This window comes from Microbacterium oleivorans (assembly GCF_023715745.1).
Classification (GTDB): domain Bacteria; phylum Actinomycetota; class Actinomycetes; order Actinomycetales; family Microbacteriaceae; genus Microbacterium; species Microbacterium oleivorans_D.
In genome coordinates, this window is record NZ_JAMBOV010000001.1 from 604,138 (window position 1) to 627,560 (window position 23,423).

Below are 23,423 nucleotides of genomic sequence, written 5' to 3' on the forward strand. Positions count from 1 at the left end.
ATCGGCTCAGACGTCTCCGCCGCCGAATCCGGTGGACTCGCGCGCGACCACGGAGAAGGCCGGCTGGACGGTGCGCGGATCCTTGCGCGGTCCCTTCTCCGAGATGCGCTCGAGCAGCAGATCGAGTGCCGTCTCGGCGATCTGCTCCTTCCCCGCATCGACGCTCGAGAGAGAGGGCACGGAGAACCGCGCCTCGTCGATGTTGTCGAAACCGAGGACCGCGACGTCGTCGGGCACCGTCACGCGCTCGCGGGCGAGACCGCGCAGCGCTCCCAGGGCGAGCGTGTCATTGAGGGCGAAGAGCCCGTCGAAGGCGACGCCTTCGGCGACGAGTGCATGGACCGCCTCCGATCCCGCGTCCCGCGTCCAGTGCAGGAGGGGTCGGATGAGTGCGGGGTCCTCCGGCACGCCCGCGGCGGCGAGCGCCTCGCGATAACCCGCGAGGCGCAGGCTCGCCGAGCTCGGCTGCGCGGGGTCGTCGTCGCTGCCGCCGAGGATCGCGATCCGGCGGCGACCCAGTGAGAGCAGGTGCTCGACGCCGGCACGGGCGGCGGCGGTGTTGTGGATCGCCACGTGGTCGGTGGGGCCGTTGAAGATGCGGTCGCCGAGGAGGACGAGCGGATAGTCGACGGCGAGGACGTCCACGTCGAGCTGCCCGAGGTTCACCGGGCTCAGCAGCAGGCCGTCCGTGAAGCGGCGTCGGCCTCCGCTGATGGCGAGGATCTCTGCCTCACGATGACCGCCGGTCTGCTCGACGACGACGCCCACGCCGCGGGTGTCGGCGAGGCGGATGATGTGGTCCGCGAGTTCGGCGAAGTAGTTCTCGCGCAACGCCGGCACCGCGAGGGCGATGACGCCCGTGCGTCCCGAGCGCAGACCGCGCGCCGACACGTTCGGCCGGTACGAGAGCGCGACGATCGCGTCCTGCACCCGCCGGCGGGTGTCGTCGCGGACGTACGGGTAGTCGTTGACCACGTTCGAGACGGTCTTGATGCTGACTCCGGCGACCCGGGCGACATCGTGCATCGTCGCACCCATGCTGCTCCCTCCCTCGAGGACCCCCTCACTCTAGGGCGTCCCACGGAGGATCTTGACACCTCCGCATCCCGACTCTAGGTTCATCTACAACGTTGATCTACAACGTTGTAGTCCTGCGTTGCGAATCCCGCTCCGCATCGTGATCGCGCCGACGAAGAAGTCCCAGCATCCGAAAGGAATCACAGTGAAGACGAAGACTGTCCTCGCTACCTCCGCCGCCCTCGGCCTCACCCTCGCCTTCGCTGCCTGCAGCGGTGGCGGCGGCGGCAACGGGGGAGGCGGCGGCGGCAACGACGCCACCAACTGCACCAACGACATCCCGAAGGACGACCTGCCCGTCGTCACCATGTGGGCCTGGTACCCCAACATGGAGACCGTCATCGACAACTTCAATGAGGAGAACGACGAGGTCCAGGTCTGCTGGACGAACGTCGGTCAGGGCGGTGACGAATACGACAAGTTCCAGACCGCCATCACCGCGGGAACGGGCGCGCCCGACGTCATCATGATCGAGGCGGACCGCATCCCGACCTTCCAAATCCAGGAAGCCATCGTCGACATCTCCGACTACGGCCTCGACGAGGTCCGGGACGACTACAGCGACGGCGCGTGGAAGGACGTGTCGGTCGGCGAGGGCGTCTACGGCGTGCCGGTCGACGGCGGGCCGATGGGCATGATCTACCGCGCCGACCTCTTCGAGGAGTACGACATCGCGCCGCCCACGACGTGGGAGGAGTACGAGGCCGCAGCACAGAAGATGAAGGATGCCGGCGGCCCGCTCTTCGGCGACCTCGGAGCGAACGTGCCCGCCGTCATGATGGCCCTGCAGTATCAGAACGGCGCGCAGCCGTTCGAGTACGACTCGGCGACGCCCGAGCAGATCGGCATCTCGCTCAACGACGACGCCTCCAAGGAGGTGCTCGACTACTGGGCGGGCCTCGTCGAGAAGGGTCTCGTCGGCACGCAGGACCAGTTCACGCCCGAGTACATCGCCGGTGTGATCGGCGGCGACTACGCGACCTACATCTCGGCCGCGTGGGCTCCCGGCTATCTGACGGGCGCCGGTGTCGGTGAGGGCGAGGATGCCGGGGTCTGGCGCACCGCGCCGCTCCCGCAGTGGGATGCCGCGAACCCGGTGTCGGTCAACTGGGGAGGATCGGCCTTCTCGGTGACGTCGCAGGCCGCTGACCCCGAGCTCGCCGCGAAAGCCGCCTTCGGCGTCTACGCCGACGACGCCTCGCTGACCGACGGCTGGCAGAACCAGGTCATCTTCCCGCTGAACCTCACGGCGCTGAACTCCGACGAGTTCGTCGACTACGAGGTGCCGTTCTTCGGCGGTCAGCGGGCCAACGAGGAGGTCTACGTCCCGGCGGCCAACGCCTACGGCGGCATGACCTACACCCCGTTCGGTCAGTACTACTACGACGCCTTCACGTCGCAGCTCGCGGCGATCAACGAGGGCTCCGTGACCGGGTCGGAGGCAGCCGACGCCCTCCAGGAGGACGTCGTCGCATACGCCGAAGAACAGGGATTCACGGTCCAGTGACCCTGCTCGTGGGCCGGTCCGTCCTCCGGACCGGCCCACGCGTCGCGCCCCCACCCGAGAACCCGGAGTCGCCATGACCGTCGACCTGGCGCAGAGCGCCGTCACCCCCGCATCCGCCCCCACCGCCCGGCGGCGTCGCCGCCGCGGGCGCCAGAGCCTCATCGGCTGGGGATTCGTCGCGCCCTTCGCGATCGTCTTCCTCGCCCTGCTCGTCGCCCCGCTGCTCTTCGCGCTGTACCTGAGCCTGTTCCAGAACCAGCTCATCGGCGGCGAGCGGTTCGTCCTCTTCGACAACTACGTGAAGGCGTTCACGGACGACAGCTTCCTGAACGGCGTCTGGTTCGTCGTGCGCTTCTCCGTCGTGCTCATCCCGCTGCAGATGGCGGTGTCGCTCGCCGTCGCGCTCATGCTCGACGTCCTCACCGGCGCCTTCTCGCGGTTCTCCCGCCTGATGGTGTTCCTGCCCTACGCCATCCCCGCCGTGATCGGCGCGCTGATGTGGGGATTCCTCTACAGCAAGAGCTTCGGCCCGCTCGCGGAGATCTTCGGGATGTTCGGACTCGTGGGCCCCGACTTCCTGAGTCGCAACCTCATCTTCGTCGGACTGCTGAACATCGTCATCTGGCAGTGGGCCGGCTACTACATGATCATCCTCTACGCCGCTCTGCAGGGGATCGACCCGACGCTGTACGAGGCGGCGCGCATCGACGGCGCGAACCAGTGGCAGATCATCTTCCGGATCAAGATCCCGCTCATCGCGCCGGCGCTCGTCCTGATCCTGGTGTTCGCCCTGATCGGGACACTGCAGTTCTTCAACGAGCCGCAGATCCTGCGCTACCTCGCCGCGGGAGCGATCCCCGCGGACTTCACACCCAACATGTACGCCTACCAGCAGGCGTTCGCGCTGGCGAACTACAACTACGGCTCCGCGATCTCGTTCGCGCTCGGCGCCGTCGTGTTCATCTGCGTCTATCTCTTCATGTTCATCACGCGCAAGCGGGGGAGCTTCCTGTCATGACCGCCACCGCCGACACGCCCCGTCGTCCCGTTCCGGTCGACACGCGACGCCGAACGTCGCCCCGCCGGTACCTGCCGCTGCAGGTGCTGCTCGGCTTCCTCGTCATCTACTTCCTGATCCCGTTCTGGTGGGTCATCGTCAACAGCTCGAAGAACGCGGGCGGGCTGTTCGGCGGCGGCAGCTCGCTCTGGTTCGCCGACGACATCGACTACATCGCGAATTTCACTCAGCTCTTCACCTTCCAGGACGGCATCTACCTGCGGTGGCTCGGCAACTCGGCGCTGTACGCCCTCGTCGGCGGGGTCGGGGCGACGGTCCTGGCCGTCGCGGCGGGGTACGGCTTCGCGAAGTACCGTTTCGTCGGGCGTCGATTGAGCTTCTCGATCCTGCTCGGATCGGTGATGGTGCCGGCGACGGCGCTCGTCATCCCGACCTTCATCCTGTTCTCCGAGCTGGGCCTCACGAACACCATCTGGGCGGTCATCCTGCCGACCCTGCTCAACCCGTTCGGGGTCTACCTCATGCACGTCTACGCGCGCGATGCCGTTCCCGACGAGCTCCTCGACGCCGGACGCGTCGACGGGGCGGGTGACTTCCGCATCTTCGTGCAGCTCGCGCTCCCGATGCTGCGCCCCGCGATCGTGACGGTGCTCCTGCTGTCGGTCGTCGCGTCATGGAACAACTACTTCCTGCCGCTCGCGATGCTCTCCGACAACCGTCTGTTCCCCGTCACCGTCGGGATCGGTCTCTGGCAGGGCCTCGCGTCGGCGAACAACGCGGGCGGGACGTCGCTGTGGAGCATCATCATCCTCGGTTCGCTCGTCTCCGTCATCCCGCTGATCATCGCCTTCCTCACCCTGCAGCGGTACTGGCAGGGCGGGTTGTCGATCGGCAGCCTCAAATGACCTGCCGCACCCGCCTGCTCCCGCTCTCTACCCTCGGAGTCCCCTCATGCCCACGGCACGTCTGACCCTCGATCCGCGCGCGACCGTGGGCGCCATCGACCGCCGCCTCTTCGGCTCGTTCGTCGAGCACCTGGGACGCTGCGTGTACGACGGCATCTACGAGCCGTCCCACCCCGCCGCCGACGACGACGGGTTCCGCGCCGACGTGCTCGACCTCGTCCGCGAGCTCGGCGTCAGCACGGTGCGCTATCCCGGCGGGAACTTCGTGTCGGGGTACCGGTGGGAGGACGGCATCGGGCCTCGCGAGGACCGCCCGCGCCGGCGCGACCTCGCCTGGCATTCCACCGAGACCAACGAGATCGGGCTGGACGAGTTCGCCTCCTGGGCGCGCAAGGCCGGCAGTGAACTGATGTACGCCGTCAACCTCGGCACGCGCGGTGTGCTCGACGCGCTCGACGTGCTCGAATACGCGAACGGTCGCCCCGGGACGACCCTCGCCGACCGTCGGGTCGCGAACGGGACGCCCGAGCCCCACGGCATACGGATGTGGTGCCTCGGCAACGAGATGGACGGTCCCTGGCAGCTCGGGGCCAGCACACCCGAGGAGTACGCGGAGATCGCCGCGAAGACCGCGAGCGCGATGCGGCAGGTGGACCCCGCGCTGGAGCTGGTCGTCTGCGGCAGTTCGAGTTCGCAGATGCCGACGTTCGGCCGATGGGAGCGGGTGGTGCTCGAGCGGTCGTACGAGGACGTCGACTTCATCTCGTGTCACGCGTACTACGAACCCAAGGACGGCGACCTGGGCAGCTTCCTCGCCTCTGCGACCGACATGGATCGCTTCATCGAGAGCGTCGTCGCAACGGCCGATGCCGTGAAGGCGGCTCGCCGGAGCGACAGGGAGATCGCGATCTCGTTCGACGAGTGGAACGTCTGGTACCAGAGCCGCTTCCACGAGGTCGACAAGATCACCGACATCGACGACTGGCCGGTCGCGCCGCGGCTGCTCGAGGACGGCTACTCCGTGATGGATGCCGTCGTCGTCGGCAACCTGCTCATCTCGCTGCTGCGTCACGCCGACCGGGTCAAGTCCGCGAGCCTCGCGCAGCTGGTGAACGTGATCGCGCCCATCATGACCGAGCCCGGCGGTCCCGCCTGGCGGCAGACCACCTTCTTCCCGTTCGCCGAGACGTCCCGCCACGCCCGCGGCGTGACCCTCGACGTCGCGGTCGACGCGCCCGACTACGAGACCGCGCGTTTCGGGCGTGTGCCGCTCGTCGACGCCGTCGCGACGCACGACGCCGACAGTGGGGCGACCACGGTGTTCGCCGTCAACCGCAGTCTCGAGGAGGAGGTCGTCCTCGAGGTCGACGTGTCCCGACTGGATGCGTCGGCATCGCTCTCCGCGCGCCTGCTCTCCGACGCCGACATCCACGCCCGCAACACACTCGAGGATCCCGAACGGGTGACGCTGCGCGAGGTCGCGGTCGACCGCGACGGTGAGGTCGCCACCCTGACCCTCCCGGCCGTCTCGTGGGTCGTGGTCGAGATCCGATGAGCGTCGACACCCAGACGACGACGGAGCGGATCGAGGAGCTCCTGTCCCGGATGACGTGGGAGGAGAAGCTGGCCCAGCTCGGCAGTCACTGGAACGACCGGCGGACGGGCGGCGAGATCATCGCGCCGATGCAGGACGTCATGGGCGCGGGGCGCCTCGACTTCGCCGCCGCGGCCCGCCACGGCATGGGGCATCTCACCCGCCGGTTCGGAACCACGCCGGTGCGACCGCGCGACGGGATGATCGCCGCGCGCGAGGATCAGCTGTTCCTGCGGGACTCGACGCGCCCCGGCATCCCGGCGATCCTCCACGAGGAGTGCCTCACCGGTCTCACGACGCTCGGCGCCACGGTGTATCCGACGCCGCTCGCGTGGGCGGCGACCTTCGACCGTGAGCTGGTCCACGAGATGGCGGCCGCGATCGGCGCCGACATGCGTGCGCTCGGGGTGCATCAGGGGCTCGCGCCCGTCCTCGACGTGACCACCGACTACCGGTGGGGACGCGTCGAGGAGACCCTCGGCGAGGATCCCTTCGTCGTCGCCACCCTGGGCACCGCCTACGTACGGGGGCTGCAGTCGGCCGGAGTGATCGCGACCCTCAAGCATTTCGCCGGCCATGCGTCGTCGCGGGGCGGGCGCAATCACGCTCCGGTCGCGATGGGCGAGCGGGATCTCCGCGACCTCGTCCTGCCGCCCTTCGAGATGGCGGTGCGGACCGGCGGCGCCGGCAGCGTCATGAACTCGTACACCGAGACCGACCGCGTGCCGGCCGCCGCCGACCGGCGGCTGCTCACCGACATCCTGCGCGGGGAGTGGGGCTTCGAGGGCACCGTGGTCTCGGACTACTGGGCGGTCGCCTTCCTGAAGGCGAAGCACCGCGTCGCGGCGACGGTGGCGGATGCCGGTCGGCTCGCCCTGCACGCCGGGATGGACGTGGAACTCCCCGACACCGCCGCGTTCGCGGCGCTCGCCGTCGACGACCCCGACCCGGAGCGCACCGCGTCCGAGGTGGACGAGGCCGTGCGTCGCGTCCTCCGCCAAAAGCTCGCGCTCGGTCTGCTCGACGACGGCTGGCAGCCGCCGGAACCGGCCGACGTCGATCTCGACAGCGAGCGCAACCGCAGCATCGCCCGTCGCCTCGCCGAGCGATCCGTCGTCCTCCTCGACAACCCGCGCGGGCTGCTGCCGCTCACCCTCCCGCCGGCGCGGATCGCCGTCGTCGGGCCCGGCGCCGACGACCCCCGCGTCCTCATGGGGGCCTACTCGTACCCGATCCACGTCCTTCCGCGGCACCCGGAGCTGGGGCTCGGCATCGACGCGGACTCGATCGCGGCTGCCGTCCGCCGCCGCTTCGGCGAGGCGGAGGTCTCGGTCGTTCCGGGGGTCCCGCTCGTCGAGCCGCCGGCGGATGGTGAGATCGAGCGTGCCGTCGACGCGGCCGCCGAGGCAGATGTCGCGATCGTGGTCGTCGGCGATCGGGCCGGCATGTTCGGCACGGGCACGTCGGGCGAGGGTTCCGATGCGCCGGGGCTCGACCTTCCCGGGCATCAGGGTCGCCTTGCGGACGCGGTGCTCGCGACGGGAACGCCCGTCATCCTCCTCGTCGTCTCGGGGCGTCCGTACGCGCTGGGACGCTATGTCGGCAGGGCCGCTGCGATCGTCCAGGCCTTCTTCCCCGGCGTCGAGGGACCGGCGGCGATCGCCGGCATCCTGGCGGGGGACACCGCACCGTCGGGTCACCTGCCCGTCCAGATCCCGTGTCACGCGGATGCCCTCCCGCACACCTACCTCGCCCCGCCCCTCGGTCAGGACGGCGATCGCATCAGCAGCCTGTCGATCGCCGCGGCCTTCCCCTTCGGTCACGGGCTGTCGTACACGTCGTTCGAGGTCGGCGCGCCCGAGCCCGCGGCGAGCGACCTGCCCACCGACGGCCGCACCTCGGTCTCGGTGCCGGTCCGCAACACCGGCGGCCGGAGGGGCGCGACGGTCGTGCAGCTGTACGCCTCCGACCCGGTGGCGCAGGTCACGCGGCCCGTCGTTCAGCTCCTCGGCTATGCGCGGGTCGAGCTCGACTCCGGTGCCGCTGCGCGGGTGCACTTCGATGTGCACGCCGATCGGTTCTCGTTCGTCGGTCTCGAGGGACGGCGCGTCGTCGAGCCCGGCGACATCCTCCTCTCGAGCGGTCGCTCGGTCGGTGACCGCTCGGCCGAGGTGCTCCTCCGCCTCGCGGGCCCCACGAGACGCGTCGAGCACGCGGTTCTCGACACCCCGACCCGTGTCGAGGGGGTCGACGCATGAGCGCGTGGACGGCCGACGACTGGCCGATCGCCGCCGCAGCGCTGCCCTTCTCCGGCACGCTCCCCGACGGTCGGTCGGTGACCGAGGCGGGACCCGACGAATGGGCGGTCACGCTCGCCGAGATCGCGGACGCCGGCTTCGACGCCCTCGATGTCACCGATTCGTGGCTCCGGCTGGCGGACTTGGATGCCGCGGGTCGTGCGGACTTCCTCGCGGTGGCACGTGAGACGGGGGTGCGGCCCCTCTCGCTCTCCGCGATCCGACGCAGCGTCGTCGACCCGCGCGACGGCGACGCGAACCTCGCCTACAGCCACCGCGTGCTCGAGGCCGCGGCATCCGTCGGCATCGGCACCGTGTCGTTCGGGCTGCACCGTCCCCTCACCGCCGAGCAGTCTGCGCAGCTCTGGTTCTGGACGGTGGACGGGCCGAAGGACGACCCCGCGGACTGGGACCTCGCGGTCACGCGGCTGCGCGAGCTCGGCCGCCATGCGGAGGAGCTCGGCGTCCTCATGTCACTCGAGATGTACGAGGACACCTTCCTCGGAACGGCATCATCCGCCGTGCGCCTCATAGAGAAGATCGGTCTTTCCGGGGTGGGGCTCAATCCCGACATCGGCAACCTCATCCGGCTCCACCGGCCAGTCGAGTCCTGGCTGGAGCTGTGCGAGCAGACCCTCCCGTACGCGAACTTCTGGCACGTGAAGAACTACACCCGCGACGAGGACATCGCGCGCGACTTCTACACCGCGGCACCGTCGCCGATGGTCGCGGGGGTCATCGATTACCGGCGCGCGATGCGGATCGCCCTCGCGAACGGATTCCAGGGCGTCATCTGCGTCGAGAACTACGGCGGCGACGGTCTCAGCGTCTGCGCCGAGAACCGCGACTATCTCCGACGCCACGTGCTGCCGCGCCGAACGTCCACGCAGCTCGGGACGAGCCGCGTGCGTCAGCTCGGTGAGGCCCGGCCTCAGACAGGACCCGAACGATGACCCGCATCGCGAACGATCCCGCCTCCTTCGTCGACGACGCCCTCGAGGGCTTCGCCGCCGCGCACGCCGAGGCGGTGCGCCGCGTGGACGGCGGGGTGGTGCGGGCGACGCCGCTCGCGCTCGGCTCGGTGGCCGTCGTCGTGGGTGGCGGGTCCGGCCACTATCCGGCGTTCGCCGGTGTCGTCGGCCCCGGCATGGCGGCCGGCGCCGTCTGCGGCAACATCTTCACCTCGCCCTCCGCGGGACAGGCGTATCGGGTCGCCCGCGCCGCCGACGCCGGGGGCGGGGTGCTTTTCCTCTTCGGCAACTACGCCGGGGACGTCCTGCACTTCGGCGACGCGCAGGACCGCCTGCGTGCCGAAGGTGTGGATGCGCGGACGGTGCTCGTGACCGACGACATCGCCAGCGCGCCGCTCGCCGAACGAGCCCGGCGACGCGGTATCGCCGGCGACTTCGTCGTCTTCAAGATCGCGGGAGCGGCGGCCGAGCGCGGCGACGACATCGATGAGGTCGAGCGCCTGGCGCGGCACGCCAACGAGCGAACCCGCACACTCGGCGTCGCCTTCGGGGGCTGCACGTTCCCCGGCGCGGACGCGCCGCTGTTCACCGTCCCCGAGGGCATGATGTCGATCGGTCTCGGCATCCACGGCGAGCCCGGCATCCGCGACGTCCCGCGCACGTCGTCGAGAGAGCTCGCTCACATGCTGGTGGGCGATCTGCTGCACGACGTCCCGGAATCGCGCGGCGACCGCGCGGCGGTCATCGTCAACGGCCTCGGGTCGGTCTCGCACGAGGAGCTGTTCGTCCTCTTCCGCGACGTGTCCGCAGAGCTCGGTGCTGCGGGCGTGGCGGTGGTCCAGCCCGAGGTGGGCGACCTCGTCACGAGCCTCGACATGGCCGGCGCATCGGTGACCCTCGTCTGGCTCGACGACGAGCTCGAGCCGCTGTGGGCCGCTGCCGCCGACACTCCCGCCTATCGCAAGGGGGCCGCGGTCCGGACGGCGTCGAGCCGCGCCGTGGCGGCCTCGATCGCGTCGGAGCCCGAGGCGCCGCGGCGTCCCCTCGCGGCCCCCGATGACCGCCGACGGGCCGAACACGCACGGGGTCTGCTGCGGGCGGCGCAGGAGGCGATAGCAGTCGCGGCGGCGGATCTCGGGGCGCTCGACGCCGTCGCCGGAGACGGCGACCACGGTGTCGGGATGCGCGCCGGTGTCGACGCCGCCGTCGCGGCGTTCGACCCAGAGGCCGGGCTCCAGCGCGCGCTCACGACGGCGGCCGATGCGTGGAGTGAGCGTGCCGGCGGCACCTCGGGTGCCCTGTGGGCGACGGCGCTGCGCCGGCTCGCTGCCGAACTCCCCGCTTCCGGCGGGCGGTCCGCGCTCACGCCCGGGGAGCTGGCATCCGCGGTGGGCGCAGCGGTCGACGCGGTCGCCGAGCGCGGGGGAGCGGTGGTCGGCGACAAGACGATGCTCGACGCGATGCGTCCCTACGCCGACGCGCTGCGCGCAGGTGCCACCGCGGAAGTCGACATCCGGTCCCTCCTCGCGGACGCCGCTCGCGCGGCGACCGCGGCGGCGGAGGCCACCGCCGCTCTTCGCCCCTCGAAGGGGCGGGCGCGACCTCTCGCCGAGCGAAGTCTCGGCCACCCCGACCCGGGCGCGACGTCGTTCGCCCTCATCGCCACCGCCGTGGCCCGACACCTGGAGCAGAACCCATGACAGAGGGATGGCGGATCGTCATCGGCAGCGATGACGCCGGCTACGAGTACAAGACGGCCCTGCGGGCGCTTCTGGAGGCGGATGACCGGGTCGCCGACGTGGTCGATGTCGGCGTCGGGGGAGACGAGCACACCGCCTACCCCCTCGTCGCGGTCGCCGCCGCTGAGCGCGTCGCGGCCGGCGCCGCCGACCGGGCGCTGCTGATCTGCGGGACGGGACTCGGAGTCGCCATCTCGGCGAACAAGGTGCCGGGCGTGCGCGCCGTGACGGCCCACGACTCGTATTCGGTCGAACGCGCGGTGCTGAGCAACGACGCCCAGGTGCTCGCACTGGGTCAGCGCGTGATCGGATTGGAACTCGCCAAGCGCCTCGTGACCGAGTGGCTGGGATATCGGTTCGACACATCGTCGCCGTCAGCAGCGAAGGTCGCTGCGATCGCCGAGTACGAAGCGGGAGGGGACCGATGAGTCGCATCGCCGTCGTCGGGAGCGGCTACATGGGAGGCGGTATCGCGCAGGTCGCAGCCATCGCCGGTCACGAGGTCGTCATCACCGATGCGACGCCCGAGATCGCGCGCGCCAACCTCGACCGCATCAACGCCGAAGCAGAGGCTTTCGAGGCGCAGGGGTTGTTCCCCGATGGTGCCGCGGCGGCCGTCCGGCACGGCATCTCCGCGGCGGACGATGTCGAGAGCGCTGTGGTCGGTGCGGACCTCGTCGAGGAGGCCGTCCCCGAGCGCCTGGAGCTGAAGCGCGGGACGTTGGCGCGGATCTCGCGCGCGAATCCGGACGCGGTGATCGGCAGCAACACCTCGACGATCGCACTCGGGGACCTGGCGCCTCCGGTCGAGAACCCGCATCGCTTCCTCGGGGTGCACTTCTCCAACCCGGCGCCCTTCATCCCGGGTGTCGAGATCATCCCGCACGACGGCACCTCCGAGGGGGCCATCGCGACCGCCGAGGTGTTCGTCCGCAGTGTCGGGAAGCTCCCGGCGCGTGTGCGGGACGTCACCGGTTTCGTCCTCAACAGGCTGCAGTACGCGCTCTTCCACGAGGCGACGCAGCTCGTCGAGGAGGGGGTCGCATCGGTAGCCGACATCGACACGATCGTGAGATCGACGTTCGGATTCCGCATGCCGTTCTTCGGCCCGTTCGCGATCGCGGACATGGCGGGGCTCGACGTGTACGCGTTCTGCTACGCCTCGCTGCAGCAGGGCTTGCCCGACCGTTTCCCGACGCCCGCGATGCTGAGCGAGCGGATCGCCGCAGGGCAGCTCGGCACCAAGAGCGGCGGAGGCTTCCGCGCGATCGACGCCGCGCGCACCGATGAGCTGATCGCCTATCGGAACAGGGCGTACGTCCTCATGGCGAGGCTGCTCGAGGAGCTGGGGCCTTCTCCCTTCGACGACCCCCGGTGATCGTTCCACGGACCGCCCGAGCCGCGAAAGGCCGCTCGGGCGGTCGGCGCGCCCAATGGCCACGACGCGATTATCAACGTTGTACATTGCCTCTTGACCCCCGGGCGATCGACTGGGAGAGTGTCCGCGAACGAGATTTACGACGTTGTAAATTTTGACCTGACGCCGTGGATCCGCATCCCCAGGGCCGTCCTCCGCGCTGCCACTCCCCAGGTGTCGGACGCGCGCGGCCACCACGATGAGATGGAGTATCGATGGAGATCACATCCCGGAGTCGGCGATCGCGCCGGCTCGGAGGACGCATCACGGCGATGGTCGCCGGCGGTGCGTTGGCGCTGACCGGCGTCGTCGCTGCGTCACCGGCGGTCGCCGCCGACGCCTGGATCACGGTCCAGGACGACGGCTATCTGCGCATCGCCGTCCCCGACGCCGCCGTGCAGCAGGAGATCGGCGCTGTGTCCCAGGTGGTGGTCGAGGGCAACTTCGGCCCCAGCCACAACTGGGCGCAGATCGGGCTGCAGCGCAGCGGTGCCAACTGGACCGCCACCTACGGTCCGTTCGAACCGGGTCTGTACTACTACCAGGTGACCGGCGACGACTCGAAGGTGTTCAAGGACGGCTCCAATCCGACCGCGGTCACGTCCGAGCCCGAGTGGAGCACCTTCTTCATCCCCGGCGAGTCAGCCGAGTGGCTGGCGGAGCCTGCCGAGGAGGCCGGCACGATCGAGACGCTGACCTATGAGAGCGCCGTTGCCGACGAGGAGCGCGAGGCCCTGGTCTGGGTGCCCCCGACGTACAAGGCGAAGGGCAAGAAGCTTCCGGTCCTGTACCTGCAGCACGGCGGCGGACAGGGCGACCGGGACTGGGTCGAAGTGGGTCGCGCCGAGCAGATCCTCGACAACCTCTGGCTGGAGGGCGATCTCGCGGACATGCTCGTCGTCATGGGCGACGGCAACGTCTCCGACTTCTCCGAGGAGCTGCTCGAGAACATCGTGCCGGCCGTCGAGGACGCCTACAACGTGTCGCCGAGTGCCAAGAAGCGCGCGCTGGCGGGCCTCTCGATGGGAGGCGGTCAGGCGTTCGAGGTGTTCAGCGAGCACCCGGGCGAGTTCTCCGCGATCGGTACCTTCGGAGCCGGACGATTCGGCGAGCTCGACGACATCCCGGTGAAGAAGATGAACAACCGGACGGACCTGTTCCGCGTCTACGTCGGGAACAAGACGGACATCGCCTACAACGACGTGCACGACTCGCTGAAGGCCTTCGACGAGCTGGGCCTCGACTATCAGTTCGACGGCGTCAACCCCGACGCGGGGCACAACTGGAACGCCTGGCAGGAGAACCTCCGCGACTTCGCACCGCGGCTGTTCGGCGGCGCCGGCGGGGACGCTGGGATGAGTGAGGGTCACACCGCCCTCACCGAGCGCTTCGAGTCGCCCGCAGCGGGCACGACCCCGACGCCCTTCCAGGACGACGAGGGTTTCGTGACCTTCGAGACGACGACGGAGTTCGCCGATGCCGACTACGTGTCGGTGTGGGCCAACTGGGCTCCCGGCGGCAGCTGGCTGCGCGTCGAGATGAACAAGGTCGGCGACCGCTGGCGGGCGACCGTCGGGCCGCTGGAGGAGAAGTTCTACCACTACCGGTTCATCGTCGACCGGCAGTCGGTGAAAGACGCCTCCAACCCGACCAAGGTCACCTCGGAGCCGGCGTGGAGCACCTTCCTCGTCCCCGGCGAGGGGTCTCGACTGCTGGCCGATGTGCCCGCGGGGGAGGGCGGCGACCTCGACGTGCTCACCTACCCGAGCGCGGTGGCGAACCAGGAGCGGAGCGCCTACGTCTGGACGCCGGCGGGCTACGACGCCGACCGCGCCGAGCCGTACCCGATGTTCGTCCTCAACCACGGTGGTGGGCAGAGCTGGACCGACTGGGTCGAGATGGGGCGCGCGCGCCAGATCCTCGACAACCTGTCACGGGACGGTGACCTCGAGGACATGGTCGTGGTCATGCCCAACGGCAACGTGAGCGACTACAACCGGGAGATCCGCGAGAACGTCGTCCCCGCCGTCGAGGACGCGTACAACGTCAGCGCCAATCCCGACAAGCGTGCGCTCGCCGGGCTCTCTGCCGGCGGTGCCCGCACCGTCGGGATGTTGAAGGCGCACCCGGGCGAGTTCGCGTGGATCGGCACCTTCGCCGCCGGCTTCGGCGGCACCGCCGGGGTCGACGTCGACGCGATCAACGAGGGCACGGAGCTGTACCGCCTCTACACCGGCGACATCACGGACTTCACCTATGGTGCCGTCGTGAACTCGCTGCCGGTGCTCGACGAACTCGGTATCGACTACGAGTTCAACGGCGTCACGGTCGGTCCGCACGGCTGGGATGTGTGGCAGCAGAACCTGATCGACTTCGCCCCGCGCCTGTTCCAGTCGCTGCCGGCCGACACCGTCCGCCCCGAGGCGACCCTGGTGTCGCCGACGGGGGCCGGACCGTTCCGCCAGGTGGAGCTGCGGGTCGACGCCGCCGACGTCGGCGGACTCGACCGGATCGTGGCGAACGTGTACCGCGGCTCGACGCTCGTGAAGAGCACGCAGACCGCTGTGGGCGGCGCCGAGCGCGGCACCCACACCGCCACGGTCGAGCTCGCCTCGGGTGACTACACCGTCAAGTACAACGCGCGCGACACCGCCGGGAACGTCTCGAAGACCGGGACGTTCGCGTTCACCGTCGACGTCGACGCGCCGACGGCCACCGTCAAACCGGACTCGGTCGCGGGTGCCGGCGACACGTGGGACCTCGTCAGCTACAAGCTGTACGACGCGGTGGGAGTCGACAAGGTGGTCATCAACGGCGTCACGAAGGACCTGACGAACAACCGCTGGTCCGACGTCAACGGCATCCGTCCTGGACAGTTCGGGGCCGTCGCCGGTGAGAACGAGATGATCGTGCACGACGTGGCGGGCAACACCGCCTCGTACACGTTCGTCCTCAACTGACGCACACGACGACGCCCTCCTCGATTCTCGGGGAGGGCGTCGTCGCGCGTGCGGATCAGAGCGTGGCGGCCTCGAGGACGGATGCCGTCGCGAGTCGTGCGTCGTCCGGTCCGACCGCGTACGCCTCGCCGGTGAACTCGACCGATGCGGTTGCCTGGCGTTCGGCGCTGGAGGTCCCGACCCACAGGTCCACTCGGCCCGGTTCCACCGCGCGGACGCCGTCCCGGCCGGTGTAGGCGAGTCGCGTCGGCGGCACGCGGAACTCCACGATCGCCGTCTCGCCCGGCCCCAGCGGCACACGCTGGTACGCGAGAAGCTGCGCCACCGGGCGCGTCGTCGTCCCCACGACGTCGTGGCCGTACAGCTGCACGACGTCGGTCGCTGCGACCGCTCCGGTGTTGCGCACCGTCACGGTCGCCGTGACGCCGTCGCCGGTTCCGGCGTGCGAGGCGACGCGCAGGTCCTCGTACGCGAACGTCGTGTAGGTCAGGCCGAAGCCGAACGGTCGCACCGGCGTCGGGTCCGCGCTGGTGATGTCGCTCGCCCCGCCGAGCCGCGGGTGCAGGTAGGTGAACGGCTGCGCACCGGCCGAGCGGGGGAGCGAGACGGGCAGCCGGCCCGAGGGGGTGATGCGGCCCGAGACGATTCCCGCGAGCGCGTCCGCTCCCTCTTCGCCCGGGAAGAAGGACTGCACGACGGATGCCGGGCGCCCGGCGCCGTCCAGCGCCCACCCGATCGCGTACGGACGCCCCGACAGGATGAGCACGACGACCGGCGTGCCCGATTCCACGACCTCCTCCACGAGGCGGCGCTGCACGCCGGGCAGTTCCAGGTCGTCGACGTCGTTGCCCTCGCCCACGGTGCCGCGGCCGAACAGGCCCGCGCGGTCGCCGACCACCACGATCGCGAGGTCGGCGCGGGATGCCGCGGCCACGGCCTCCGCGATGCCGGTCTCGTCGTCGCCCTCGACGTCGCAGCCACGGACCGCCTCGATCTCGGCGGCCGGATACTCGGCGCGCAGGGCATCGAGAACGGTCGGGATCTCGATGCCCGCGGGCGTTCCCGGGTGGTGGGCGAGGACGTGGTTGACGAACGAATAGCAGCCCATCAGCGCCTCGGACGAGTCGGCGTTCGGGCCGAGGACCGCGATCCGCGCGGGCGCCGTGGCCGGGAGGGTGCCGTCGTTGGAGAGGAGGACCGCGGACTCGGCGGCGAGTCGCCGTGCGAGGTCGCGGTGCCGGAGGTCGTCGAGGTCGATGCTCGTGGGCGGCTGTGTGAAGTCCTCGTCCAGCAGGCCGAGTCGTTCCTTCTGCGCGAGCACGCGAAGCACGGCGCGGTCCAGGATCCCCTCCGGGGCGACCCCCGAGCGGATCCGCTCGAGCAGCGGACCGGCGAAGGCGTCGAGGGTCGGCAGCTCGACGTCGATGCCCGCCCGCAGCGCGAGTTCGGCCGCCTCTCCGAGGTCGGCGGCGACGCCGTGCGTCGAGTGGAGGAAGGCGACCGAGAAGTAGTCCGCCACGACCGGCCCCTCGAAGCCCAGTCGGCCGCGCAGGACCTCGTCCAGGTAGTGCGGGTTCGCCCCCACCGGGACGCCGTCGATCTCGGCGTAGCTGTTCATCACCGACCGCGCGCCGCCGTCGCGCAGCGCCATCTCGAACGGCGGCAGGAAGACGTCCGCGATCTCACGGGGGCCCGCGTGGACCGGCGCGTGATTGCGGCCGGACTGCGAGCCCGAGTACCCGACGAAGTGCTTCAGCGTGGCATCCACCCCGGTCGACTGCAGTCCGCGGACGTACGCCGTCCCGATCGAGCCCACGAGGTACGGATCCTCGCCGATGCACTCGTCGACACGTCCCCACCGGGGGTCGCGGATGACGTCGAGGACGGGGGCGAGGCCCTGGTGCACGCCGAGCTCCCGCATCGACTCGCCGATCGCGACGGCCATGTCGGCCACGAGATCGGGGTCGAACGAGGCTCCCCACGCCAGCGGGGTGGGGTAGGTCGCCGCCTGCCATGCCGCAAGGCCGGTCAGGCACTCCTCGTGGACGATCGCGGGGATGCCGAGACGTGTCTCGGTCTGCAGGCGCCGCTGCTCCCGCCACAGCCACGCGGCCCGCTCGACCGGATCGACGGGGCGCGTGCCGTAGACCCGGGTGAGGTGGCCGAGGCCGTGGGTCGTGGCATCCGCGTACCTGGTCGTCGTCACCATCTCGTCGGCCAACGGGGCGACGACCTCGCCGCCCTGGTCGACCCAGTAGCCGACGAGCTGCGCCGCCTTCTCCTCGAGGGTCATCTGCGCCAGCAGCTCGCGCACGCGCGCCGAAGCGCGCCCGGTCGTGTCCGTCATGTCAGCCCTTCACGGCTCCGGTGAGGCCGCCGACGATGCGCCGCTCGAACAGGCTGAAGAACAGCAGTGCCGGGAGCATCGAGAGCGAGGTGAACGCCAGCACGCGCGCCGTGTCGACGGAGTACTGCGACGAGAACGCCTGCACGCCCAGCGGGAGCGTGAACGAGGCCTCGTTGTTGAGGATGAACAGCGGCAGCAGATACGCGTTCCAGCTGCCGATGAAGGCGAGGATGCCGACGGTGATCACGCCCGGGACGGCCAACGGCAGCACCATCCGCCAGAAGAACCCGAGTCGGCTGCATCCGTCGATCGACGCCGCCTCCTGGATCTCGTCGGGGATCGCACGCAGGAACGGCACCAGGATGATGATCGTCGTCGGGAGCGCGAACGCGATCTGCGGGAGGATGATCCCCGGCAACGAGTTCATGAGCCCGAGCGATCGGATCACGATGTACAGCGGGGTGATCGCGACCGTGATGGGGAACATGAGCCCCGAGGCGAACAGCGCGTAGAGCGCGCCGCGGCCGCGGAAGCTGTAGCGCGCGATGACGTAGCTCGCGGCGAGCCCGAGCGCGACCGCGCCGATCGTCGTGGCCAGGGCGACCGTGGTCGAGTTGCCGACCTGGCCCCAGAACTGACCGCTCGTGATCACGCCGACGTAGTTCTCGACGTTCCACGGGTCGGGGAAGCCCGCCGGGTCGACCGTGATCGCGGAGTTCGATCGGAAGCCGCCCAGGATGATGTAGATCACCGGCCCGAGCATGAGGGCGATGACGACGAGGGCGACGAAGTAGACGACGGGGGAGCCCCACGGCAGTGCCTTCTTCGGCGCGCGCCGCGGGCGGGTGTCGACGGGCGGTGCCGTGACGAGGGTCATGGTGGCGCTCACTGCACACCCCTCTCTGTGATCGCCCCTGCCGTGTCGCGGCGGAGCACGAAGCGCTGATAGAAGAGCGCGACGATGAGCGAGATGACGAAGATCACGACGGCGACCGCGTTGCCGTAGCCGAAGTTCCCGGCGTTGCGGCCGGTGACGACCATGTAGATCGCCATCGTGTTGGTGCCGGCGACGGACGAGACGTACTGCCCCCAGATGATGTACACGAGGTCGAACAGCTGCAGGGCACCGATGACCGACAGGAACGCCCAGATGCGTAGCGTCGGCGCCAGCAGCGGCAGCGCGATGCGGCGCTGGATCTGCCAGTACGACGCGCCGTCGATCGCGGCCGCCTCGTAGAGCTCCTCGGGGATGCCCTGGAGCCCGGCGAGGAAGAGGATGACGGCGAAGCCGACGTACTTCCACGTGAGGATCGCCATGAGGGTCCAGATGGCGATCGCCGGGTCGGCGAGCCAGTCCTGCGCGAGCCCGCCGAGCCCGAGCTTCTCGAGCATCCCGTTGGCGGCGCCGTTGGTCGACAGCAGCAGGCTGAACCCGGCGCCGACGACGACCTCGGCGATGACGTACGGCACGAAGATGAGGACCCGGATGACGGACTGTCCCCGCATCTTGCGGTTGAGGAGCAGCGCCAGCAGGATCGCGATCGGGCCCTGCAGGACGATCGACATGACGACGATGAAGGCGTTGTGCAGCAGCGCGCTCTGGAAGTTCGGGTCGCTGAAGATCGTGATGTAGTTCTCCAGCCCGACGAACTCGGTGGCGGGCCCGAACCCGGACCAGCGGAAGAAGCCGTAGTACGCGGCCATCAGCACCGGCAGGATCACGAACCCGACGAAGAAGACGACGGCGGGCCCGGCGAGCAGGAGCACCTCGAGGCGCCCCGACCAGCCGAGGCCCCGCCGGCGGCGGGACCGCGGCCGTGCCGGGGGCGACGAGTCGCCGCCCCCGGCGTGCGCCGCGAGAGCAGGGGTGTCCGAGACGGACATCTCGCGAACGGTCATGCTCAGCCCTGGGCGCCTGCGGCGTTGACGGCGGCGATGAACTTCTCGGGGTCGCTGTTGCCCGCGAGCATGTCGACGACCGCGACGTTCAGCGCGTTGCCCACGTTCTGGCCGAGCACCGTGTCGAGCCACTGCGAGACGAACGGGGCGCTGTTGTACGCCTCGAGGATCTGCTGCAGGTACGGCTCCTCGACCGCCTCCTGCGCGACCGAGTTGACCGGCGGCGACTGGAAGGCCTCGTAGTACTTCGTCTGCTGCTCGGAGCCGGCGATGAAGTTGAGGAAGTCGGCGCACTCCTTCGGCGCCTGCGCGGCGCACGAGTAGCCGTCGACGCCGCCCATCATCGAGCCGGGCTCGCCGTCACCGCCCGAGATCTCGGGGAAGGGGAACCAGGCGAGGTCGGGGAGGGGCTTCTCGTCCGGGGTGAGCGATGCGATCACGCCCGGGTCCCACGCGCCCATGAGCTCCATCGCGGCCTTGCGGTTGGCGATGAGGCCCGCCGAGCTGCCGGCGCCCTGCTGGGCGGGGGTGGTGAGGAAGCCCTCGTTGAACGGCTGGATGGCGGCGAAGTCCGTGAGGTCCTGGGCGGCGCGCGTCCAGCACTCGTCGCTGAAGTCTTTCGAGTCGCCGGTCTCCTCGATCACCTGCGGGCTGCACTCGCGCAGGGCGAAGAAGTAGTACCAGTGGGCGGCGGGCCAGGCATCCTTGGCGCCGAGGGCGATCGGGGCGATCCCGGTGCCCTTCAGGTCCTCCACTGCGGTCTTGAGGTCGTCGATGGTGCTGGGGTTCTCGGCGATGCCGGCCGCGTCGAAGGCGTCCTGGCTGTAGAAGAAGCCGCCCGGCAGGACCGAGAGGGGCATCGCCCACACCTTGTCCTGATAGGTCTCCGCGGCGAAGGAGCCCTCCGACACCTCGCTGCGGACGTCGTCCGAGATGAGGTCGGTGAGGTCCATCAGCTGGCCGGCGTTCACCATCGCGGTCATCTTGCCGCCGCCGCGCTGCAGGAAGATGTCGGGCGGGTCGCCCGCGTTCAGCGCGGTCTGGAGCTTGCCGTCCATGTCCTCGTTCTGGACGGACTGCATCGTGATCGTGACGCCCTCGTTCTCGGCCTCGAAGGCGGCGATCGCGTCCTTCCAGAACTGCTGCCCCGGGCCGGTGGTCGAGTTCTGCCACAGCGTCATCTCGACGTCGCCGCCCCCGCCGGCGCCGCCGCCTCCTGCCGAACACGCGCTGAGCGCGAGGGTCGCCGCCGCGAAGGCCGCGAGTCCCACTGCGAACCGTCTGGTCCTCATGTGATCACCAATCTCCTCATTGAGTGCACGCTCGGTCGTCGAGGTGCGGGTGGTCCCGGCGGTGCGTGCCGGGCTTGCTCCAGTGTCGGAATTGTTGTGGTCGGCGTCAAACGTTTTCGAAAATGTTTTCCATGGGGCTACGCTTCGAGGCATGCGCAGGCGCACCACCATCCACGATGTCGCCGCGGCGGCCGGTGTGTCGGTCGCCACGGTCTCGAAAGCCGTCAACGGTCGCTACGGTGTCGCGCCGGCGACGGTGCAGCGCGTGCTGGGTGCCGTCGAGGAGCTCGGCTATGAGTCGAGCCTCGTGGCGAGCAGCATGCGCGCACGTCGGACGGGGGTCGTCGGCGTGCTCGTCGCGGACTTCGAGCCCTTCTCGGCGGAGGTTCTGAAGGGCGTCGGGGCGGCGCTGCGCGATTCGCGTCTCGACCTGCTCGCGTACAGCGGGTCGCGGCAGGTGTCGAGCCAGGGGTGGGAACGGCGATCGCTCAGCCGGCTGAGCGGGACGCTCGTCGACGGCGTGATCATGGTGACGCCGACCGTCGTCAACGTGAGCGCGGAGGTGCCGGTGGTGGCGATCGACCCCCACACCGGACCTGCCGACCTCCCCACCGTCGAATCCGACAGCTTCGCGGGCGCCCGTCACGCGGTCGCCTACCTCCTCTCTCTCGGCCATCGGCGCATCGGGTTCGTCGCGGGCCGCCCGGACCTGCGGTCGTCGATGCTGCGCGAGGGCGGGTACCGCCGCGCGCTCGAGGACGCCCGCATCCCCTTCGATCCGACCCTGGTGGGGGTCGGGGAGTACGTGGAGGACATCTCGCGCGAAGCCGCGACACGCCTCCTGCGTCGCGCCGACCGGCCGACCGCGGTGTTTGCCGCCAACGACGTGTCGGCGCTGACCGTCATCCGCGTCGCGCACGAACACGGCCTGTCGGTGCCGGACGACCTCTCGGTCATCGGCTTCGACGACGTCCCCGACGCGTCGCAGTCGGAGCCGGCGCTCACCACGGTGCGCCAGCCCATGCAGCGCCTCGGTGCGGAAGCGGTCACGATGCTGCTCGAGCTCATGGGCGGGGCCACCCCGGCGGCGACGCACCTGCGGCTGCCGACGGCGCTCGTGCCGCGCGCGACGACGGCGCCGCCCTCACAGCACGCTCAGAGTGGTTCCCGATAGCGTCGCAGCATGTCCACTCCGCTCGACGAGCAGCAGATCACGGTGTCGGCGTCCTCCCTCCGAGCGATGCGCGACGAGTTCCAGCGGTTCCTCATGGAGTACCGGTTCGGGCTGCAGGAGATCGAGACGAAGATCTCGATCCTCCGCGAGGAGTTCCATGAGATGCACGACTACAACCCGATCGAGCACGTCTCGAGTCGGGTGAAGTCGCCCGACAGCATCGTCGAGAAGATCCAGCGTCGGGGCATCGAGCCCGATTTCGACTCCGTGCGCGCGCACATCACCGACATCGCCGGCATCCGCATCACCTGCAGCTTCGTCAGCGACGTCTATCGGCTGTTCGACCTGCTCACGGCTCAGGACGACATCACGGTGCGCGAGGTCGAGGACTACATCGCGACCCCCAAGGGCAACGGCTACAAGAGCCTGCACACGATCCTCGAGGTGCCCGTGTACCTGTCGACCGGGCGCGTGGACGTGCCGGTCGAAGTGCAGTTCCGCACCATCGCGATGGACTTCTGGGCGAGCCTCGAGCACAAGATCTACTACAAGTACGAGCGACAGGTGCCGGAGCACCTCCTGGGTCAGCTGAAGGACGCCGCCGACGCGGCCGCCGAGCTCGACGCGCGCATGGCGCGGCTGCACCAGCAGATCCGCGGCGGCGCCGCGTCGACGGCGACCCGCCTCGTCTGACGACGGTGACGGATGCCGTGACCACGGTCGGCCTGCTCGATGCGGCGCGCGCGCGGCTCGCCGGCTCGCCGCGGGAGCGACTCGGCGACTGGGCGGCGAACCGCCGCATCCTCGGACTCGGTCGTGCCCCGCGCATCCTCCCGGTGACCGAGGCGTGGCACGTCGGCGTCCTGCTGATCGGAGACGACCGCGTGTTCGCGACCGGCGAGGTGCTGCGGGCCCGGCACGACGCGGTCCGCGGGTACACCGCCGAGGCGCAGCGAGCGCGGTCGGAGCGGGCGGCGGCGGCCTTCCGCGGCGGTTTCGCCGAGGGCGAGGTGCTGCACCTGGGGTGGACGGAGATGGATGCCGCAGCCGTCGACCGCGGGGAGAGCTCCGGCATCCTGTCGCGCGTGGACGGCGTGCCCCACGTCGCGTGGAGCACGACGGGGCCGCCGCGGCCGCTCGCGGACTATCTCGACGACATGCTGTCGCTGCGCTGACCTGTCAAGGGCCCCGAGCCGAAAACCTCGCCTGGGTACTGTGGCCTTCCA

18 protein-coding genes are annotated in these 23,423 nt (G+C 70.0%); 13 read left to right on the top strand and 5 right to left on the bottom strand.

Annotation, left to right across the window (positions count from 1 at the left end):
• Positions 1-6 precede the first annotated feature (6 nt).
• Complete coding sequence (locus M3190_RS02830; protein ID WP_251578101.1) at positions 7-1,038, bottom strand: LacI family DNA-binding transcriptional regulator; 1,032 nt, start codon at positions 1,036-1,038, stop codon at positions 7-9.
• Between the two features lie 184 nt (positions 1,039-1,222).
• Here M3190_RS02830 and M3190_RS02835 point away from each other — a divergent pair, with 184 nt between their 5' ends.
• The 10 genes from M3190_RS02835 (at position 1,223) to M3190_RS02880 (ending at position 15,485) form a co-directional block, all read left to right on the top strand.
• A complete protein-coding gene (locus M3190_RS02835; protein ID WP_251578103.1) occupies positions 1,223-2,584 on the top strand; it encodes an ABC transporter substrate-binding protein in 1,362 nt (453 codons plus the stop codon).
• 73 nt (positions 2,585-2,657) lie between these two features.
• Positions 2,658-3,602, top strand: a complete 945-nt coding sequence (locus M3190_RS02840) for a carbohydrate ABC transporter permease (protein ID WP_251578105.1) — start codon at positions 2,658-2,660, stop codon at positions 3,600-3,602.
• On the top strand, positions 3,599-4,507 hold the full coding sequence (locus tag M3190_RS02845) for a carbohydrate ABC transporter permease (RefSeq protein ID WP_251578107.1): 909 nt from the start codon (positions 3,599-3,601) through the stop codon (positions 4,505-4,507). The genes M3190_RS02840 and M3190_RS02845 overlap by 4 nt, the downstream gene beginning before the upstream one ends.
• 46 nt (positions 4,508-4,553) lie before the next feature.
• Complete coding sequence (gene arfA, locus M3190_RS02850; protein WP_251578109.1) at positions 4,554-6,062, top strand: arabinosylfuranosidase ArfA; 1,509 nt, start codon at positions 4,554-4,556, stop codon at positions 6,060-6,062.
• Positions 6,059-8,359 (top strand): beta-glucosidase family protein, encoded by a 2,301-nt coding sequence (locus M3190_RS02855; RefSeq protein ID WP_251578111.1) that lies wholly within the window; start codon positions 6,059-6,061, stop codon positions 8,357-8,359. Before arfA ends, M3190_RS02855 begins: the two co-directional genes overlap by 4 nt.
• Positions 8,356-9,351: a sugar phosphate isomerase/epimerase family protein gene (locus tag M3190_RS02860; protein ID WP_251578113.1), complete on the top strand. Its 996-nt coding sequence runs from the start codon at positions 8,356-8,358 to the stop codon at positions 9,349-9,351. Before M3190_RS02855 ends, M3190_RS02860 begins: the two co-directional genes overlap by 4 nt.
• Positions 9,348-11,069, top strand: a complete 1,722-nt coding sequence (locus tag M3190_RS02865; protein ID WP_251578115.1) for a dihydroxyacetone kinase family protein — start codon at positions 9,348-9,350, stop codon at positions 11,067-11,069. The genes M3190_RS02860 and M3190_RS02865 overlap by 4 nt, the downstream gene beginning before the upstream one ends.
• Positions 11,066-11,536: a ribose-5-phosphate isomerase gene (locus M3190_RS02870; protein WP_251578118.1), complete on the top strand. Its 471-nt coding sequence runs from the start codon at positions 11,066-11,068 to the stop codon at positions 11,534-11,536. Before M3190_RS02865 ends, M3190_RS02870 begins: the two co-directional genes overlap by 4 nt.
• Positions 11,533-12,486 carry a 3-hydroxyacyl-CoA dehydrogenase family protein gene (locus tag M3190_RS02875; protein WP_251578120.1) on the top strand — a complete coding sequence of 318 codons (954 nt, stop codon included), beginning with the start codon at positions 11,533-11,535 and terminating at the stop codon, positions 12,484-12,486. Before M3190_RS02870 ends, M3190_RS02875 begins: the two co-directional genes overlap by 4 nt.
• A gap of 254 nt (positions 12,487-12,740) precedes the next feature.
• Positions 12,741-15,485 carry an alpha/beta hydrolase-fold protein gene (locus M3190_RS02880; RefSeq protein WP_251578121.1) on the top strand — a complete coding sequence of 915 codons (2,745 nt, stop codon included), beginning with the start codon at positions 12,741-12,743 and terminating at the stop codon, positions 15,483-15,485.
• A gap of 55 nt (positions 15,486-15,540) precedes the next feature.
• Here M3190_RS02880 and M3190_RS02885 read toward each other — a convergent pair whose 3' ends face one another.
• The 4 genes from M3190_RS02885 to M3190_RS02900 are packed head-to-tail and all read right to left on the bottom strand — an operon-like array spanning position 15,541 to position 21,023.
• The gene (locus M3190_RS02885) at positions 15,541-17,832 is read right to left on the bottom strand and encodes a beta-glucosidase (RefSeq protein ID WP_251578123.1); all 2,292 of its coding nucleotides are present in this window, start codon (positions 17,830-17,832) and stop codon (positions 15,541-15,543) included.
• A gap of 1 nt (position 17,833) precedes the next feature.
• Entirely contained in the window at positions 17,834-18,709 is an 876-nt protein-coding gene (locus M3190_RS02890; protein WP_251578987.1) for a carbohydrate ABC transporter permease, read from the bottom strand.
• 8 nt (positions 18,710-18,717) lie between these two features.
• Entirely contained in the window at positions 18,718-19,731 is a 1,014-nt protein-coding gene (locus tag M3190_RS02895; protein ID WP_251578125.1) for a carbohydrate ABC transporter permease, read from the bottom strand.
• Between the two features lie 2 nt (positions 19,732-19,733).
• A complete protein-coding gene (locus M3190_RS02900) occupies positions 19,734-21,023 on the bottom strand; it encodes an ABC transporter substrate-binding protein (RefSeq protein WP_251578127.1) in 1,290 nt (429 codons plus the stop codon).
• A gap of 151 nt (positions 21,024-21,174) precedes the next feature.
• Between M3190_RS02900 and M3190_RS02905 the strand changes: the two genes are divergently transcribed.
• From M3190_RS02905 to M3190_RS02915, 3 genes are read left to right on the top strand one after another with little or no spacing between them, the layout of a single operon-like run.
• A complete protein-coding gene (locus M3190_RS02905; RefSeq protein ID WP_251578129.1) occupies positions 21,175-22,197 on the top strand; it encodes a LacI family DNA-binding transcriptional regulator in 1,023 nt (340 codons plus the stop codon).
• Positions 22,198-22,206: 9 nt separating this feature from the next.
• Positions 22,207-22,890 carry a GTP pyrophosphokinase gene (locus M3190_RS02910; RefSeq protein WP_251578130.1) on the top strand — a complete coding sequence of 228 codons (684 nt, stop codon included), beginning with the start codon at positions 22,207-22,209 and terminating at the stop codon, positions 22,888-22,890.
• 5 nt (positions 22,891-22,895) lie between these two features.
• Positions 22,896-23,372 (top strand): glutaminase, encoded by a 477-nt coding sequence (locus M3190_RS02915; RefSeq protein WP_251578132.1) that lies wholly within the window; start codon positions 22,896-22,898, stop codon positions 23,370-23,372.
• The last annotated feature ends 51 nt before the right edge of the window (positions 23,373-23,423 follow it).

Coding starts and splice junctions, on each gene's coding strand:
- M3190_RS02895 (WP_251578125.1), bottom strand. CDS start 19,731: ATGACCGTTCGCGAGATGTCCGTCTCGGACACCCCTGCTCTCGCGGCG.
- M3190_RS02845 (WP_251578107.1), top strand. CDS start 3,599: ATGACCGCCACCGCCGACACGCCCCGTCGTCCCGTTCCGGTCGACACG.
- M3190_RS02855 (WP_251578111.1), top strand. CDS start 6,059: ATGAGCGTCGACACCCAGACGACGACGGAGCGGATCGAGGAGCTCCTG.
- M3190_RS02880 (WP_251578121.1), top strand. CDS start 12,741: ATGGAGATCACATCCCGGAGTCGGCGATCGCGCCGGCTCGGAGGACGC.
- M3190_RS02885 (WP_251578123.1), bottom strand. CDS start 17,832: ATGACGGACACGACCGGGCGCGCTTCGGCGCGCGTGCGCGAGCTGCTG.
- M3190_RS02900 (WP_251578127.1), bottom strand. CDS start 21,023: ATGAGGACCAGACGGTTCGCAGTGGGACTCGCGGCCTTCGCGGCGGCG.
- M3190_RS02890 (WP_251578987.1), bottom strand. CDS start 18,709: ATGACCCTCGTCACGGCACCGCCCGTCGACACCCGCCCGCGGCGCGCG.
- M3190_RS02860 (WP_251578113.1), top strand. CDS start 8,356: ATGAGCGCGTGGACGGCCGACGACTGGCCGATCGCCGCCGCAGCGCTG.
- M3190_RS02840 (WP_251578105.1), top strand. CDS start 2,658: ATGACCGTCGACCTGGCGCAGAGCGCCGTCACCCCCGCATCCGCCCCC.
- M3190_RS02870 (WP_251578118.1), top strand. CDS start 11,066: ATGACAGAGGGATGGCGGATCGTCATCGGCAGCGATGACGCCGGCTAC.
- M3190_RS02910 (WP_251578130.1), top strand. CDS start 22,207: ATGTCCACTCCGCTCGACGAGCAGCAGATCACGGTGTCGGCGTCCTCC.
- M3190_RS02830 (WP_251578101.1), bottom strand. CDS start 1,038: ATGGGTGCGACGATGCACGATGTCGCCCGGGTCGCCGGAGTCAGCATC.
- M3190_RS02875 (WP_251578120.1), top strand. CDS start 11,533: ATGAGTCGCATCGCCGTCGTCGGGAGCGGCTACATGGGAGGCGGTATC.
- M3190_RS02865 (WP_251578115.1), top strand. CDS start 9,348: ATGACCCGCATCGCGAACGATCCCGCCTCCTTCGTCGACGACGCCCTC.
- arfA (WP_251578109.1), top strand. CDS start 4,554: ATGCCCACGGCACGTCTGACCCTCGATCCGCGCGCGACCGTGGGCGCC.
- M3190_RS02905 (WP_251578129.1), top strand. CDS start 21,175: ATGCGCAGGCGCACCACCATCCACGATGTCGCCGCGGCGGCCGGTGTG.